Here is a 17,556-nt window from a genome sequence, read left to right as displayed (position 1 = left end):
CCGCCGGGGCCGTACGCCCGCCCGGCCCCACCGCGTCCCCGTCCGGCACGACCGGAGGCCCGCCGCACCCCGCCAGGACCGCCACGCAGCAGGCCACCGCCGCCACGCCCCGCGCCCACACCCGTCCACGGCGCCGCATCCCGGGGCCCTCCCACTGTTCAAGTCCGATGCCCGGAACAACGAGAACCCTCCCAACGAAGACACGCCGCCCCCGAAACCCCCGCTCCCGAAACCCCGGACCGCTTCCGGCCAACACATTCCGGGAAAGAGAAGGTGAATGGACCCAGAACACCCCGCCCAGGGAGGCCCCCGCCATGGCGTCAGAACAGCAGCTGAACCCCGGCAGCTGCCAACCCCTCGGCGCCCGCCACCACCTGGACCGCACGGGCCGGCGAGGCACCAACTTCGCCCTCTGGGCCCCCGCCGCCGAAGCCGTCGAACTGTGCCTGTTCGACGAGGACGGCCAGGAGACCCGCCACCACCTCACCGAGCAGGACGTCCAGGTCTGGCACGGCTTCCTCCCCGGCGTACGCCCCGGCACCCGCTACGGCTACCGCGTGCACGGCCGCTGGGACCCGTGGACCGGCGCCCGCTGGAACCCCGCCAAGCTGCTGCTCGACCCGTACGCCCGCGCCGTCGACGGCTGTTACACCTCCCACGACGCCGCCTGCGCGGCCGTCCGCAACTGGCCCGAGGCGGACGTCGCCGACACCGTCCGGGACAACCGCGACTCCGCGCCGTACGTGCCCAGGTCCGTGGTCGTCCACGACGAGGACGACTGGTCCGACGACCGCCGCCCGAAGACCCCGTGGGCCGAGACCGTCCTCTACGAGCTGCACGTGCGCGGCTTCACCATGCGCCACCCCGACGTCCCCCCGCCGCTGCGCGGCACCTACGCCGGCCTCGCCCACCCCGCCGCCCTCGCCCACCTCACCCGCCTCGGGGTGACGGCCGTCGAACTGCTGCCGGTGCACCAGTACGCCAGCGAGGACCACCTCCAGGCCCGCGGCCTGGTCAACTACTGGGGCTACAACACGATCGGCTACTTCGCCCCGCACGCCGGCTACTCCGCCTCCGGCTCCCGCGGCGGCCAGGTCGGCGAGTTCAAGCGGATGGTCCGCGCCCTGCACGCCGCCGGGATCGAGGTGATCCTGGACGTGGTGTTCAACCACACCGCCGAGGGCGCCGAACTCGGCCCCTCGCTCAGCCTCCGCGGCATCGACAACGCCGCCTACTACCGCCTCCCGCCGAACCGCCCGCGCGGCTACGCCGACTACACCGGCTGCGGCAACACCCTGGACACCCGCCGCCCCCAGGTGATCCGGCTGGTCACCGACTCGCTGCGGTACTGGGTCACCGAGATGGGTGTGGACGGCTTCCGCTTCGACCTGGCCGCCGCCCTGGCCCGCGGCGGCACGAACGGCGGCGACGCCGTCGACACCGACCACCCCTTCCTCGCCGCCGTCGCCCAGGACCCGGTGCTGAACCGGGTGAAGCTGATCGCCGAGCCCTGGGACGTCGGCCCCGGCGGTTACCAGGTCGGCGGCTTCCCCCCGCTGTGGGCCGAGTGGAACGACAAGTACCGCGACACCGTCCGGGACTTCTGGCGCGGCGCCCGCCCGGACGTGCGCGAACTCGGCTACCGCCTCTCCGGCTCCTCCGACCTCTACCAGCGGGCCGGCCGCCGCCCGTACGCCTCGGTCAACTACGTGACGGCGCACGACGGTTTCACCCTGCGCGACCTGGTCTCCTACGACCGCAAGCACAACGAGGCCAACGGCGAGGACAACCGGGACGGCACCGACGACAACCGCTCCTGGAACCACGGCGCCGAGGGCGAGACCACCGACGAGCAGGTCAACCGGCTGCGCCTGCGCCAACTGCGCAACCTGACGGCCACCCTGCTGCTCTCCGCCGGCGTCCCGATGCTCACCGCCGGGGACGAGCTCGGCCGCACCCAGGGCGGCAACAACAACGCCTACTGCCAGGACAACGAGGTCGGTTGGCTGGACTGGTCGCTGCTGGAACAGCCCGGCTGGCAGGAGCTGTGCGCGCTCACCGCCCGGCTGGTCCGGCTGCGCCGGGACCACCCGGTACTCCACCGGCGGGCGTTCTTCTCCGGCCGGGCCACCACCCCCGGCGGCCGGCCCGACCTCACCTGGTTCACCCCGCGCGGCACGGAGATGACCGAGGCCGACTGGTTCGCGCCGACCGCCTGCCTCGGCATGCTGCTCTCCGGCTCCGCGCTGCCCGAACGCGACGAGGCCGGGCGGCCGATCGGCGACGACGGCTTCCTGCTGCTGCTCAACGCGGGCCACGAACCGGTGGTGTTCACCCTGCCCGCGGCGGCGCCGGCCCCCGGCTGGGAGCCCCTGGTCGACACCGCCGCCGTACACCCCGACGAACCGTCCCCGGCCGGCACCGTCGTGCTGGGCGGGCGCTCGCTGCGGCTGCTGCGCGCGCCCGCCCCCGCCACGTAGCCGGGGCTCAGCTCCCGGCGTGCCCGAGCTCGACGTTCTCCAGCACGCCGATCGCGTCCGGCACCAGCACCGCCGCCGAGTAGTAGGTGCTCACCAGGTAGGAGGCGATCGCCTTCTCGTCGATGCCCATGAAGCGGACGTTCAGGCCCGGCTCCACCTCGTCCGGGATGCCGATCTGGGTCAGGCCGACCACGCCCTGGTTGTCCTCGCCGACGCGCATCGCGATGAACGCGCTGGTCTGCTGGTCGGACACCGGGATCTTGTTGCACGGGAAGATCGGCACCCCGCGCCAGGTCGGCCGCTGCTTGCCGAGGACGTCGACGGTGGACGGGTAGACGCCGACCCGGTTGCACTCCCGCTCGAAGGCCGCGATCGCGCGCGGGTGGGCGAACAGGTAGTCGGTGTCGCGGCGCATGCTCAGCAGCTCGTCCAGGTCGTCCGGGGTGGGCGCCCCGGCGCGGGTCTGGATCCGCTGGTCGAAGTCGGTGTTGCCGAGCAGGCCGAACTCCGGGTTGTTGATGATCTCGTGCTCCTGCCGCTCCCGCAGGGCCTCGATGGTCAGCCGCAGCTGCTCCTCGGTCTGGTTCATCGGCTGGTTGTAGAGGTCCGCGACCCGGCTGTGCACCTTGAGCACGGTCTGCGCGACGCTCAGCTCGTACTCGCGCGGCTTGAGCTCGTAGTCCACGAAGGCGCCGGGCAGCTCGTACTCGCCCTGCCGGCCGGCCGCGAGGTCGATCTCCGCCTCGCCGTGCTCGTTCTGCGCCTGCGCCGCGTCCGCGGCGAAGCCCAGCAGCTGCTCGCGCAGCGACTCGGAACGGCCGATCAGCTCCTGGAGCACCGGCCAGGACAGCGCCATCGCGACCCCGGAGGTGCTCGCCTTCACGGTGTACGGCCAGCTGCCGCCGCCCTCGGTGATCGCCTCGTCGCCGACGTGGTCGCCGTCGGCGAGCGTGCCGAGCACCGTCACCTCGCCGTACTTGCCGGTGCCGATCCGGTCCACCTTGCCGTGCGCGATCAGGAACACCTCCTCGATCGGCGCCCCCTCCTGCACCAGCACCTCGCCCTGCGCGAAGTCCCGCTGCACGAACCGGCGGGCCAGCTCGGCCAGCACCTCCTCGTCCTCGAAGCCGCGCAGCGCCGGGACCTCCGCCAGCGAGGGGGCGATCACCGTCACCGCGGCGCCGGTCTTGGCGAAGCTCACCCGGCCGCGCCCGGGCGCGTAGCTCAGCCGCCGGTTGACCCGGTAGGTACCCGCGCTGACCTGCACCCACGGCAGCATCTTCAGCAGCCAGCGGGAGGTGATCTCCTGCATCTGCGGCTTCGACTTGGTCGTCGTCGCCAGGTTCCTCGCCGCGGTCGTGCTGAGGCTGAGCTGGGCCCGTACCTGCACGATTGCCGAGCCGGGGCCGGGGGTGGGCTCGGTTTCGACCGTCATCTGTGCACTCCTGTCACTCACGCACCACTGGACATCCGTACAGGACGTGTCATCGGCTCATCGGCAGGCGCCCGCAAGAGGCGCACGGCGCACTCCTACCTGCACGAATGGCGGCGCGCGCCCCCTAATTCGCGCCCGCACCGCCCGTCCGAGTGGCCGGTTCTCGCCGGGCGCCACCGACAGGGGCGAAAAACCGGATGAGAAATGACGGCCCGTCTGCCTACCCTCACCGCGATGGCCGAGAACAGACAAGACCCCGAGAACCCGACCCCGGGAAGCCCCCAGAGCGACGGAACCGGCCCCGCCGGGCCCGGGCCGCGGCACTCCACGGTCCGCTCCCTGCTGCGCCTGTGGCCGTACGCGCGCGCCGTCCGCGGCCGGCTGGCCGTCTCGGTGACGGCCGCCACCCTCGGCATGCTCAGCACCCTCGCCGTCCCGGTGGTCCTCGGCCTGATCGTGGACGGCCCGCTCGCCGAGCACGACCTGGCCGGCCTCTGGCCGCTGGTCGGCCTGCTGCTGGTCCTCGGAATGGTCGAGTCCGCGCTGTTCTACACCCGCCGGGTGGTACTGGCCCGCCCGCTGGCCGGGCTGGAGACGGCGATGCGCGGAGACCTCTTCGCCAAGCTCCAGCGGCTGCCGGTCTCCTTCCACGACCGCTGGGGCTCCGGCCAGCTGCTCTCCCGGGCCACCGCCGACATGTACACCATGCGGCTGTTCCTGGCCTTCCCGCTGGTCTTCCTGATCGTCAACTCGGTGATGTTCCTGGCCGGCACCGTGGTGATGTTCACCCAGGACTGGCGGCTCGCGCTGATCGCCCTGGTGCCCGTCGTCCCGCTGTTCGTGCTCACCCGGCGGTTCGAGTCCGGCTTCTCCGGCGCCGCCCGGCTCGCCCAGGACCAGAACGGGGACATCGCCACCCTGGTCGAGGAGTCCGTCCTCGGCATCCGCATCCTCAAGGCCTTCGGCCGGCACCGGTCGATGACCGAGCGCTTCCGCGCCCAGGCCCAGGAGCTGCGGCGCACCGAACTGCGCAAGGCGCACCTGCTCGCCAACCTCTGGGCCGTCATCGTCGGCCTGCCGGAGATCGCGCTCGCCGGCGCCCTCGCCGTCGGCGCCTACCTGGTGGCCCACGACGACCTGAGCGCCGGCACCCTGGTCGCCTTCCTCTCCACCGCGCTCGCGCTGCGCTGGCCGGTCGAGTCGCTCGGCTGGCTGCTCGCCTACGCCAACGAGGCCGCCACCGCCACCGACCGCTTCTTCGAGGTGCTGGACGAACCGGACACCCCCGAGGCCGACGCCCCCGCCCCGGGCACCGCCGCGGCGCCCACCACCCCGGACGGCATCCGCTTCACCGGCGTCCGCTTCCGCTACCCCGACGCCCCCGACGGCAGCCCCGACCTGCTGGCCGGCGTCGACCTGCACATCCGCAGCGGCGAGACGATGGCCCTGGTCGGCGCCACCGGCAGCGGCAAGACCACCCTCACCGCCCTGCTCCCCCGGCTGTACGAGGCCACCGCCGGCACCATCACGCTGGACGGCCGGGACATCCGCGAACTGCCCCGGCCGCGACTGCGCGAACTCGTCTCGGTCGCCTTCGAGGAGCCCACCCTGTTCTCCGCCACCGTCCGGGAGAACGTCCTGATGGGCGCCCCGGGCGCCGGCGAGGAACAGCTGCGCACCGCCCTCGACACCGCCCAGGCCGGCTTCGTCGAGAAGCTCCCGAACGGCCCGGACACCGAGGTCGGCGAACAGGGCCTGAGCCTGTCCGGCGGCCAGCGCCAGCGCCTCGCGCTGGCCCGCGCGGTGGTCGGCGACCCGGCCTTCCTCGTCCTGGACGACCCGCTCTCCGCCCTGGACGTGCACACCGAGGCCCTCGTCGAGCGGGCCCTGCGCGAGGTCCTCGGCACCACCACCGCCCTGGTGGTCGCCCACCGCCCCAGCACCGTGCTGCTCGCCGACCGGGTCGCGGTGCTGGCGGACGGCCGGATCACGGCCGTCGGCACCCACCAGGAACTGCTGCGCGACTGCGCGCACTACCGGGAACTGATGTCGGGCGAGGCCGCCCTGATACCCGACGGCCCCCTCGCACCGGAAGGAGCGCGCGCATGACCACCACCGCCGAACCCGTACGGGCCGAACCCGTCGCGCCGGCCGAGGAGGAGCTGCCCCCGCCGCCGGCCGACGAGGAGGACATCCCCGTCCCGCCGGGCGCGCCCCGGGCGCTGCTGCGCTCGCTGCTGCGCACCCACCGGGCCCGGATCACCATCGCGATGGTGGTGATCCTGGTCCAGCAGGCCGCGCTCCAGTCCGGCCCGCTGCTGGTCGCGGTGGCGATGGACCGCGGCATCCCGGCGCTGCGCGAGCACGACTCCGGCCCGCTGGTCGCCGTGGTCGCGGCCTACCTGTTCTGCGCGCTGCTCAGCCCGGTGCTGCAGTGGGTCTTCATCAAGATCAGCGCCCGGGTCAACCAGGACATCGTGCTGGAGCTGCGCGGCCGGATCTTCCGGCACGCCCAGCGGCTCAGCCTGGACTTCCACGAGCGCTACACCTCGGGCCGGATCATCTCCCGCGCCACCAGCGACATCGACGCGCTGCGCGAGCTGCTCTCCGAGGGCCTCCAGGAGCTGCTGACGGTCCTGCTGTCGGTCTGCTACATCTCGGTGCTGCTGGTGGTGCTGGACTGGCGGCTCGGCCTGGTCTCGCTGGCGTCCTTCCTGCCGCTCGCCCTGATCGCCCACTCCTTCCGCCGCCGCTCGCGCCGGGTCTACCGGCGCTCGCGCACCTCAGCCGCCTCGCTGATCGTCCGCTTCACCGAGACCATGAACGGCATCCGCCCGGTGCAGGCCTTCCGCCGGGAGAAGGCCAACGACGCCGCCTTCGCCGTGGTCAACCGGCAGTCCGCCACCGCCACCGCGGACGGCCTGCTGGAGATCGCCCGCTACGTCGGCCTCTCCCGCCTCACCGCCAACCTGTGGTTCGCCGGCGTGGTGCTGCTCGGCGCCTACCTGGTCGTCGACGACGCGCTGGAGCTGGGCGTGCTCACCGCCTTCGCGCTCTACCTGCGCCGGCTCTTCGACCCGGTCGACCAGCTGGCGATGTTCCTGAACAGCTACCAGTCGGCCGCCGCCGCCCTGGAGAAGATCGCCGGCCTGCTCGCCCACGAGCCGACCGTCGCCGAGCCGGCCGAACCCGCCGAGCTGCCGGAGGCCTCCGGCCAGGGCCGCGCGGTCGCCTTCGAGGGCACCCGCTTCGCCTACCGGACGGGCAAGGAGGTGCTGCCGGCCTTCGACCTGCTGATCCCCGCCGGGCAGACGGTCGCGGTGGTCGGCGCGACGGGCGCGGGCAAGTCCACGGTCGCCAAGCTGCTGGCCCGCTTCTACGACCCGACCGACGGCCGGATCCGGCTGGACGGCGTGGACCTGCGCGACCTGGCCACCCCCGAACTGCGGCGCGGCGTCGTGATGGTGACCCAGGAGTCCTTCCTGTTCTCCGGCACCGTCGCCGAGAACATCGCGGTCGGCCGCCCCGGCGCCACCCGGGAGGAGGTCGAGCAGGCCGCCCGGGACATCGGCGCGTACGAGTTCATCGCCGCCCTGCCGGACGGCTTCGACACCGACGTGCGCAAGCGCGGCGGCCGGATCTCGGCCGGCCAGCGCCAGCTGGTGGCCTTCGCCCGCGCACTGCTGGCCGACCCGGCGGTGCTGATCCTGGACGAGGCGACCAGCTCGCTGGACGTCCCCGGGGAGCAGGCCGTGCAGCGGGCCATGCGCACCGTGCTGGCCGGACGGACGGCCGTGATCATCGCCCACCGGCTCTCCACCGTGGAGATCGCCGACCGTGTCCTGGTGATGGACCAGGGCCGGATCGTGGAGGATGGCTCCCCACAGGAGCTGATCGACGGCTCCGGCCGTTTCGCCGCCCTCCACCGGGCCTGGCGGGACAGCCTGGTCTAGGGCCCCGGCCCCGGACCCCACGAATGTGCCCGTCCGGGTGCGCCGTCACGCACCCGGCCGGGCATTCCCCATTTCCCGCACGGAGGTACGCGGGCGGCCGCCCACCCGGTTCACCACCGGTGGACGGCCGCCCGCGGCCTCAGCGCAGCAGCCCCGCGTCCATCCCGGCCGACTCGGCCGGCAGCGCGACCAGCCCCAGCTCGGCCGGCGAGGCCAGCCGCGGGTGCGCGGGCAGCACCCGGACGGTGTAGCCGAACGGGCCGGTCCGGCAGAGCTCCAGCGAGCCCTCGTAGCGGATCCGGCCGTCCAGGTCGGGCCCGCCGACCGGCTTGAGGGCGAGCAGGCAGGCGTCCGAGATCCGGTCCCGCTCGTCCACCCGGCCGGAGACCGCCTGCACCTCGACGTCGCCCGGCCGCAGCGTCCCGAGCGCGACCTGCACCCGCAGCTCCAGCGAACTGCCCAGCTCCTGCGCCTCGGTCGGGCAGTCCGCCTCGACGTGCTCGACCCGGACGGCCGGCCAGGCCTCCCGGACCGTCGCCTTCCAGAGCGCCAGCTCCCGCGCGCCGTGGCCGTGCTGCCCGGCCAGCTCCCGCTGGGCCTGCGCCGCCGGGGCGTACAGCCGCTCGACGTACTCCCGGACCATCCGCCCGGCCAGCACCTTGGGCCCGAGGGTGACCAGGGTGTGCCGGACCATGGCGATCCACTGCTGCGGCAGCCCGTCCGCGTCCCGGTCGTAGAACCGGGCGGCGACCTGGTTCTCGATCAGGTCGTAGAGCGCGGCCGCCTCGATGTCGTCGCGCCGCTCGGCCTCGCCGCTGTCCGGGTCGAGCGCCCCGCCGCTCTCGTCGGCCGTGGGGATCGCCCAGCCGTTGCGGCCGTCGAACCACTCGTCCCACCAGCCGTCCAGGACGGACAGGTTGAGGCAGCCGTTGAGCGCCGCCTTCATCCCGGAGGTGCCGCAGGCCTCCAGCGGGCGCAGCGGGTTGTTCAGCCAGACGTCGCAGCCCGGGTAGAGGCGCTGGGCCATCGCCATGTCGTAGTCCGGCAGGAAGACGATCCGGTGCCGCACCGCCGGGTCGTCGGCGAAGGCGACCATCTGCTGGATCAGCCGCTTGCCGCCGTCGTCCGCCGGGTGGGCCTTGCCGGCGACCACGATCTGCACCGGCCGGGTGGGGTGCAGCAGCAGCGCGCGCAGCCGCTCCTGGTCGCGCAGCATCAGGGTGAGCCGCTTGTACGAGGGCACCCGGCGGGCGAAGCCGATGGTGAGCACGTCGGGGTCGAGCACCGAGGAGACCCAGCCGAGCTCGGCCTCGCCGGCCCCGCGCCGGCGCCAGGAGGCGTGCAGCCGGCGGCGGGCCTCCTCCACCAGCTGGGCCCGCAGGGCGCGCCGCAGTTGCCAGACCTCGGTGTTGCCGATCCGCTCCAGGCCCGTCCAGCGCTTGCTCTCGCCGGTGGTCATCGCCTCCTCGGCGCGCTCGGCGCCGATCTCGGCGGCGCCGAGCCGGACCACCGCCGGGTCGATCCAGGTGGCGGCGTGCACGCCGTTGGTGACCGAGGTGATCGGCACCTCGGCCGGGTCGAAGCCGGGCCACAGGCCGTTGAACATCGAGCGGCTGACCTCGCCGTGCAGGGTGGAGACCCCGTTGGCTCGCTGGGCCAGCCGCAGGCCCATGGCGGCCATGTTGAAGAGCTTCGGGTCCCCGTCCTGCCAGCTCTCGGCGCCGAGCGCGAGCACCTGCTCGACCGGCACGCCGGGCAGCGCGGCGTCGCCGCCGAAGTGGCGGGCGACCAGCTCGCGGTCGAAGCGGTCGATGCCGGCCGGGACGGGCGTGTGGGTGGTGAAGAGGGTGCCGGCCCGGACGGCCTCCAGGGCGGCGGCGAAGTCGAGGCCGGTCCGGTCGTCGGCGACCAGTTCGCGGATGCGCTCCACGCCGAGGAAGCCGGCGTGGCCCTCGTTGGTGTGGAAGACGTCGGGGGCGGGGTGCCCGGTGAGCCGGCAGTAGGCGCGCACCGCCCGGACGCCGCCGATGCCGAGCAGCATCTCCTGGAGCAGCCGGTGCTCGCTGCCGCCGCCGTACAGCCGGTCGGTGACGTCCCGCTCGGCGGGCGAGTTGGCCTCGATGTCGGAGTCGAGCAGCAGCAGCGGGACCCGCCCGACCTGGGCCTTCCAGATGTGGGCGGCCAGGGTGCGGCCGCCGGGCAGGGCCAGGTCGACCCGGCCGGGGGTGCCGTCGGCCTCCCGCAGCAGGCTGACCGCGAGTTCGTCCGGGTCGAGCAGCGGATAGCGCTCCTGCTGCCAGCCGTCCCGGCTCAGGGACTGGCGGAAGTAGCCGTGCCGGTAGAACAGGCCGACGCCGACGACCGGCACGCCGAGGTCGCTGGCGGCCTTGAGGTGGTCGCCGGCCAGGATGCCGAGCCCGCCGGAGTACTGGGGCAGCGCGGCGGCGATGCCGTACTCGGGCGAGAAGTAGGCGATCGCGGCGGGCAGCGGGGCGGCGTCGGACTGCTGCCGGGTCTGGTACCAGCGGGGGCCGGTCAGGTACTCGCGCAGGTCGTCGGCGAGGTCGCCGAGTCTGCGCAGGAAGCGCCGGTCGGCGGCGAGCGCGGCCAGCCGGGCGGCCGGGACCTCCCCGAGCAGCCGCACCGGGTCCTCGCCGGTCGCGGCCCAGACCTCCGGGTCCACGGACCGGAAGAGGTCCCTGGTCTCGGGGTGCCAGGACCAGCGCAGGTTGAGGGCCAGCTCGTGCAGCGGCTGGAGTTGTTCGGGCAGGACGGTGCGGACGGTGAATCTGCGGATTGCCTTCACGGCGTGAAGCGTAGCCGTGGCGGTCGGCCGGACAGTGCGTCAAGTGGACTATTGGGCATCCGTTCGGGCTATTGATGAGATCGCATTCGGCGCATTGGACTGCACGGGGGGCGCGCGAGGCGCACATTTCGAGGGCCCGCGCTACCAATACGTGAACTCTTCGGTACGGCTTCATTTCCGATGGCGCATCCACCCGGGAGAAGGCCCGAAACTACTGTCGTACCGCTGCAAAAACCTTGTCGCCGGTGCGAGGATGACCGAAGGTCGTTGATGCAGTGGGGAGTACGACGACGGGTGGCGTCCCCCGCGAAGCAGCACGTCCGAATCCTTTTCGTGTTGTCCGTTCCCGTCCTTCTTAGCCCATTCGGCGCTCACCGCGCACGGACGCGTGTCCTCCCTACCGGCCCGCTCGTTCACGGGTGGACCGGGTCGGCCGGGGCGCGCCCGGCGGAGGCGTGCGCCGGGACGCACACGGGCTCCGGGGCGTCCCACCGCCGGCTCGGCGGGCGCCGGGCAGGTTGCCGGGAACAGCGGCGCGGGCAGGCTTCCGGTCGCACGTCCTCCCCACCCAGCAGTCCTCCGGTACTCCCCCGGCCCGTACCCAGGCCCGCGGGGAGCTGCCGCCGATCTCGGGCAGGAGCTTGGCATGCACGGCGACACGCGGGACCAGTCCACACCGATGGCCGAAGGCCTCGACGCAGCGGTCGCGGAATCCGCCGGACGGATGGATTCTGACACTCGGACAGATCCGGCGATGCCGGCGCCGAGGGCCTCCGGGGCGGTCCGTGCCGGATCCTCCGAATCCGAAGCCCCCTCGACGGCCCGGCACCCCGCGGCCGAGGAGGACCGGGCGGCGGCACCCCGCAGGCGCACCACCACCACGCGCCGCACCACCGCCACCACCCCGAAGACCGCAGCTCCGAAGGCCGCCACCGCGGAGGCCGCCGGGTCCGCCTCCGCGAAGGCCCCGGCCACCGGGGCGACCGCCCGGAAGGCCCCCGCTCGCAAGCCCTCCGCCCGCAAGACGACAGAGAGCGACACCGTGATCGGCCGCATCCCCGTCCTGGACGTCAGTCCCCTCGTCGACGCCGGCCGCCGCCCGGCCAAGGCCGTCGTCGGCGAGACCTTCCTGGTCACCGCGACCGTCTTCCGCGAGGGCCACGACGCCGTCAACGCCAACGTGGTGCTGCGCGACCCGCGCGGCCGCAGCGGCCCGTGGACGCCGATGCGCGAACTGGCCGAGGGCACCGACCGCTGGGGCGCGTACGTCACCCCGACCGGGCCCGGCCGCTGGTCGTACCTGGTGGAGGCGTGGAGCGACCCGGTCGCCACCTGGCGCCGGACCGCCTCGGTGAAGCTGCCCGCCGGGATCGACACCGCGCTGGTCCTGGAGGAGGGCGCCCGGCTGCTGGAGCAGGCCGCGGCCGGGGTGCCCAAGAAGGAGGGCCGCGCCGACGTGCTGGCCGCCGCCGACGCGCTGCGCGACCAGACCCTGCCGCCGCTGTCCCGGCTGGCCGCCGCGCTCGCCCCCGAGGTGCTCGACGCGCTGGTCCGCCACCCGCTGCGCGAGCTGCTCAGCGCCTCCCGCCCGATGCCGCTCCAGGTCGACCGCGAGCGCGCGCTGTTCGGCTCCTGGTACGAGTTCTTCCCCCGGTCGGAGGGCGCCGTGGTGGACCCGGCCGGCGTCGAGCCGCCGCGCCCGGGCAACCTGCGCAGCGCCGCCGAACGCCTGCCGGCCGTCGCCGCGATGGGCTTCGACGTGGTCTACCTGCCGCCGGTCCACCCGATCGGCCGAGCCTTCCGCAAGGGCCCGGACAACACCCTGACGGCCGGCCCGCACGACGTCGGCTCGCCCTGGGCGATCGGCTCCCCCGAGGGCGGCCACGACGCCGTCCACCCGGACCTCGGCACCATCGAGGACTTCGACCACTTCGTCGCCGAGGCCAAGGCGCTGCACCTGGAGGTGGCGCTGGACTTCGCCCTCCAGTGCTCCCCCGACCACCCCTGGGTGAACAAGCACCCGGAATGGTTCAGCCACCGCACGGACGGCACCATCGCGTACGCCGAGAATCCGCCGAAGAAGTACCAGGACATCTATCCGGTCAACTTCGACCAGGACATGGACGGAATCGTCAAGGAAACCATCCGGATCCTCCGGTTCTGGATGTCGCACGGCGTCCGGATCTTCCGGGTCGACAACCCGCACACCAAACCGGTGGTGTTCTGGGAGAAGGTGCTCGCCGACGTCGCCCGGACCGACCCCGACGTGGTGTTCCTGGCGGAGGCCTTCACCCGCCCCGCGATGATGCACACCCTGGCGAAGATCGGTTTCCACCAGTCGTACACGTACTTCACCTGGCGCACCACCAAACCGGAACTCACCGACTACCTCACCGAACTCAGCGGTGACGCCGCCGCCTACATGCGGCCCAACTTCTTCGCCAACACGCCGGACATCCTGCACGAGTACCTCCAGCACGGCGGCCGGGCCGCCTTCGCGGTCCGCGCGGTGCTCGCCGCCACCCTCTCCCCCAGCTACGGCGTCTACGCCGGCTTCGAGCTGTACGAGAACGAGCCGGCCCACCCGGGCTCCGAGGAGTACCTCCACTCGGAGAAGTACGAACTGCGCCCGCGCGACTGGAGCCGCACCGACACCCTGGCCCCGCTGCTGACCGTGCTGAACCGGCTGCGCCGCCGCCACCCCGCCCTCCAGCAGCTGCGCGACCTGCGCTTCCACCCCACCGACAACGACCAGGTGCTCGCCTACTCCAAGACCGCGACCACCCCCGAGGGGCTCACCGACCAGGTCGTCACCGTGGTGAACCTCGACCCGCACCACGTCCAGGAGGCCACCGTCACGCTCGACGGCGACGGCCCGTACGCGGTGCACGACGAGCTCACCGGCGCCGTCTACACCTGGGGCCGGCACAACTACGTCCGGCTCGATCCCTCAGCCGAGCCGGCTCACCTCCTCACGGTTCGGAGGAACCCAGCGTGACAGTGAACGAGCCCGTCCCCGACACCTTCCCCGAGACCTCGAAGAAGAAGCTCGACCCGCAGTGGTTCAAGCGTGCGGTCTTCTACGAGGTGCTGGTGCGGTCCTTCCAGGACAGCAACGGCGACGGTGTCGGGGACCTCAAGGGGCTCACGGCCAAGCTCGACTACCTCCAGTGGCTCGGGATCGACTGCCTCTGGCTCCCCCCGTTCTTCGCCTCGCCGCTGCGCGACGGCGGGTACGACGTCTCCGACTACACCTCGGTGCTGCCGGAGTTCGGCGACCTCGCCGACTTCATGGAGTTCGTCGACGCCGCCCACGCCCGCGGCATGCGCATCGTGATCGACTTCGTCATGAACCACACCAGCGACCAGCACCCGTGGTTCCAGGCCTCCCGCTCCGACCCGGACGGGCCCTACGGCGACTTCTACATGTGGGCCGACGACGACAAGCAGTACCCGGACGCCCGGATCATCTTCGTCGACACCGAGACCTCCAACTGGACCTACGACCCGGTCCGCAAGCAGTACTTCTGGCACCGCTTCTTCTCGCACCAGCCGGACCTCAACTACGACAACCCCCGGGTCCAGGACGAGATGATCGCCGGGCTGCGGTTCTGGCTCGACCTCGGCATCGACGGCTTCCGGCTGGACGCGGGGCCGTACCTGTTCGCCCGCGAGGGCACCAACTGCGAGAACCTCCCGGAGACCCACGAGTTCCTCCAGCGGGTCCGCAAGGAGATCGACGCCAACTACCCGGACACCGTGCTGCTCGCCGAGGCCAACCAGTGGCCGGAGGACGTCGTCGACTACTTCGGCGACTTCGCCTCCGGCGGCGACGAGTGCCACATGGCGTTCCACTTCCCGGTGATGCCCCGGATCTTCATGGCGGTGCGCCGGGAGTCCCGCTACCCGGTGTCCGAGATCCTCGCCAAGACCCCGCAGATCCCCGGCGGCTGCCAGTGGGGCATCTTCCTGCGCAACCACGACGAGCTGACCCTGGAGATGGTCACCGACGAGGAGCGCGACTACATGTACGCGGAGTACGCCAAGGACCCGCGGATGCGCGCCAACGTGGGCATCCGCCGCCGGCTCGCCCCGCTGCTGGAGAACGACCGCAACCAGATCGAGCTGTTCACCGCGCTGCTGCTCTCCCTGCCCGGCTCGCCGGTCCTCTACTACGGGGACGAGATCGGCATGGGCGACAACATCTGGCTCGGCGACCGGGACGGCGTGCGCACCCCGATGCAGTGGACCCCGGACCGCAACGCGGGTTTCTCCTCCGCCGACCCGGGCAGGCTCAGTCTGCCGCCCATCATGGACCCGGTGTACGGCTATCAGGTGACCAACGTCGAGGCGCAGCAGAGCAGTTCGAGCTCCCTGCTGCACTGGACGCGTCGCATGATCGAGATCCGCAAGCTCAATCCGGCGTTCGGCCTCGGCAGCTATGCCGAACTGCCCTCCAGCAACCCCGCCGTGCTGGCCTTCGTGCGCGAGTACGAGGGGGACCTGGTCATGTGCGTGAACAACTTCTCGCGGTTCGCGCAGCCGACCGAGCTGGACCTGCGGCAGTACGGTGGGCGGTACCCGGTCGAGCTGATCGGCGGGGTGCGCTTCCCGTCGATCGGCGAGTGGCCCTACCTGCTCACCCTGGCCGGGCACGGCTTCTACTGGTTCCAGCTCCGGCAGCCCCCGCGCCTGAGCGGGACCAGGCGATCGAAGTAACGATCCGCCGCACGTGGCACAGCAGCCGTGAACAGCACCACCAGACCCTCCGGGGGCGCGAGTTGAACCCCCGCGCCCCCGGAGTTCTCTGCACCACCGCGTACGGAGAACAGCCCAACGGCCACCCACACGAAGGCGTGACACCCGAGCCGTGCTCGCGTGCCGCGACCGCCGCGCCGCCGCAATCCGGAAGACTGACGGACCCGGCCACGACCCGTCGGGCAGTCCGCGTGCTTCCGGGGAAAGGGAGCCATGTCCGAAACCTCCCGTTCTCAAGCCCACCTCCAGGACGACGCCCCCACCGGTCCCGCCACCCCCGCGGGCACCCGGGGCGCCGGGGCCCGGAGAACCGCCCTGGGCGTCAGCGAACTCGTCCAGGCGGCCCTGCCACTGATCGCCGCCTGGCTGCCCACCCAGCGCTGGTACGCCGGCAAGGGGAGGCCCATCACCGGCCTCACCCCGGTCGTCGGCACCCCGCTGCAGGTCGGCGACCCGGCCCTGCTGCACCTCCTGCTGCGGGTCGAGCACGCCACCACGGCCGGCGCCCCGCACGGCGACATCTACCAGCTGCTGCTCGGCATCCGCTCCGGCGGGCTCGGGGACATCGGGCCCGCCGCCGTGCTCGGCCGGCTCAGCCAGGGCCCGTACGACGGCGCGACCCTCTACGACGCGGTGCACGACCCCGAACTCACCGGACGGCTGCTCGAACACCTGGCCACCGGGGACCGCTTCGGCGCGCTCTCCTTCCGCCGCACCCCCGGCTCCGGACTGCCCGCCAACCTCCCCGGCCGCGCCTCCACCGCCGAGCAGTCCAACAGCTCGGTCATCTACGGCACCTCGTACATCCTCAAACTGTTCCGCCGCATCCACCCCGGCACCAACCCCGACCTCGAACTGTCGCTCGCGCTCTCCCGGGCCGGCTCCACCCGCATCCCCCGGGTCGCCGCCTGGTTCGAGAGCCGGATGGAACGCGCCGAACCCGCCACCCTCGGACTGCTGCAGCGCTACCTGCCGGACGCCGAGGACGGCTGGGAACTCGCCCTCGACCAGGTCGGCCGGCTCAAGGGGGACCGCTCCCCCGGCAACTTCGCCATCGAGGCGCACCGGCTCGGCCGGGCCACCGCCGAGGTGCACCGGGTCCTCGCCCGCTCGATGCCCGTCGCCCGGCTCGACCGCGCCCAGACCGGACGGCTGGCCGGCGCCATGGCCGACCGGCTGGACAGCGCCGTCGCCGCCGTCCCCGGACTGCTGCGCTTCCGGGCCGCCCTGCGCACCGCCTTCCAGCAGCTCGCCGACGCCCACCCGGACGGCCTGCCGGTCCAGCGCATCCACGGCGACCTCCACCTCGGACAGGCCATGCGCACCCCGCACGGCTGGGTGCTGCTGGACTTCGAGGGCGAGCCCGCCAAGTCCGTCAACGAGCGCCGCGAACCGCAGCCCGCCCTGCGCGACGTCGCCGCGATGCTGCGCTCCTTCGACTACGCGGCCGCCCACCTGCTGGCCGGCGGCCCCGTCGACCCGGAACTGGCCCACCTGGCCGCCGCCTGGGCCCAGCGCAACCGCACCGCCTACGGCGCCGGCTACACCGCCGGCGGCGGCGCCGACCCGGCCGCCTCACCGGAGCTGATGCGGGCGCTGGAGATCGACAAGGCGGTCTACGAGGTGGTGTACGAGGCCCGGCACCGGCCGAGCTGGCTGCCGATCCCGCTGGCCGCGATCAACCGGCTCGCCCTGTCCGTCTGACCGGCCCTTCCCGTACCCACGCCTATTCCGCACCGCCCGATTCCCGCACCGCCCGTTCACGCACCACTCGTTTCCGCACCACGCGTCTCCCGTCCCGCCCGTTTCCTGTCCCGCCCGTTTCCTGTCCCGCCCGCAGGAGTTCGCCCACCCCGCCGCAGGAGGACCCCGCCGTGACGCCGATCGACCCGACCGGCCGCCCCACCCGCCCCGTACCGGCCACCTTCCTGGCCGGACCGCTCCCCGCCGAAGGCCACACCGGCCACGAGCACGGGGCGCACCGGGCGGCCGAGGAGGAGGGGGGCGCCGGCACCGGCTCGGAGCCCCCGGCCACCCTCCCGTCCCCTGCCGACCCACTCGCGGCCCCGCAGCCCCGGGGGGCCGAGCGCCCGGCCCCCACCGGGGCGCTGCGGCTGCCCGAGG

8 protein-coding genes and 1 pseudogene are annotated in these 17,556 nt (G+C 73.0%); 7 read left to right on the top strand and 2 right to left on the bottom strand.

Annotated features, from left to right (window positions below):
- Positions 1-314: 314 nt before the first annotated feature.
- Positions 315-2,480, top strand: a complete 2,166-nt coding sequence (glgX, locus tag AE652_RS15505; RefSeq protein ID WP_049651959.1) for a glycogen debranching protein GlgX — start codon at positions 315-317, stop codon at positions 2,478-2,480.
- 7 nt (positions 2,481-2,487) lie between these two features.
- Here glgX and AE652_RS15500 read toward each other — a convergent pair whose 3' ends face one another.
- On the bottom strand, positions 2,488-3,915 hold the full coding sequence (locus tag AE652_RS15500) for a family 2B encapsulin nanocompartment shell protein (RefSeq protein WP_049651958.1): 1,428 nt from the start codon (positions 3,913-3,915) through the stop codon (positions 2,488-2,490).
- A 234-nt stretch (positions 3,916-4,149) separates the two neighbouring features.
- Between AE652_RS15500 and AE652_RS15495 the strand changes: the two genes are divergently transcribed.
- Both AE652_RS15495 and AE652_RS15490 read left to right on the top strand, forming a co-directional pair.
- Complete coding sequence (locus AE652_RS15495) at positions 4,150-6,024, top strand: ABC transporter ATP-binding protein (RefSeq protein WP_082345744.1); 1,875 nt, start codon at positions 4,150-4,152, stop codon at positions 6,022-6,024.
- A complete protein-coding gene (locus AE652_RS15490; protein WP_082345743.1) occupies positions 6,021-7,868 on the top strand; it encodes an ABC transporter ATP-binding protein in 1,848 nt (615 codons plus the stop codon). The genes AE652_RS15495 and AE652_RS15490 overlap by 4 nt, the downstream gene beginning before the upstream one ends.
- A gap of 139 nt (positions 7,869-8,007) precedes the next feature.
- On the opposite strand, the gene glgP is transcribed toward AE652_RS15490, so the two are convergent.
- Positions 8,008-10,674, bottom strand: a complete 2,667-nt coding sequence (glgP, locus tag AE652_RS15485; RefSeq protein WP_049651957.1) for an alpha-glucan family phosphorylase — start codon at positions 10,672-10,674, stop codon at positions 8,008-8,010.
- Positions 10,675-11,716: 1,042 nt separating this feature from the next.
- Here glgP and AE652_RS15480 point away from each other — a divergent pair.
- From AE652_RS15480 to AE652_RS15465, 4 genes and pseudogenes are all read left to right on the top strand, one after another.
- Entirely contained in the window at positions 11,717-13,672 is a 1,956-nt protein-coding gene (locus AE652_RS15480; protein ID WP_049651960.1) for an alpha-1,4-glucan--maltose-1-phosphate maltosyltransferase, read from the top strand.
- Positions 13,669-15,393, top strand: a complete 1,725-nt coding sequence (treS, locus tag AE652_RS15475; protein ID WP_049651956.1) for a maltose alpha-D-glucosyltransferase — start codon at positions 13,669-13,671, stop codon at positions 15,391-15,393. The genes AE652_RS15480 and treS overlap by 4 nt, the downstream gene beginning before the upstream one ends.
- 252 nt (positions 15,394-15,645) lie before the next feature.
- A complete protein-coding gene (locus tag AE652_RS15470; RefSeq protein ID WP_049651955.1) occupies positions 15,646-17,136 on the top strand; it encodes a phosphotransferase in 1,491 nt (496 codons plus the stop codon).
- Positions 17,137-17,306: 170 nt separating this feature from the next.
- Positions 17,307-17,556, top strand: a pseudogene (locus tag AE652_RS15465) (hypothetical protein); the annotation flags it as partial.

Source organism: Kitasatospora sp. MY 5-36 (genome assembly GCF_001182915.1).
Lineage (GTDB): Bacteria > Actinomycetota > Actinomycetes > Streptomycetales > Streptomycetaceae > Kitasatospora.
Note: the sequence above shows the minus strand (reverse complement) of the source record. Positions and strands in the feature narration are given on the sequence as shown.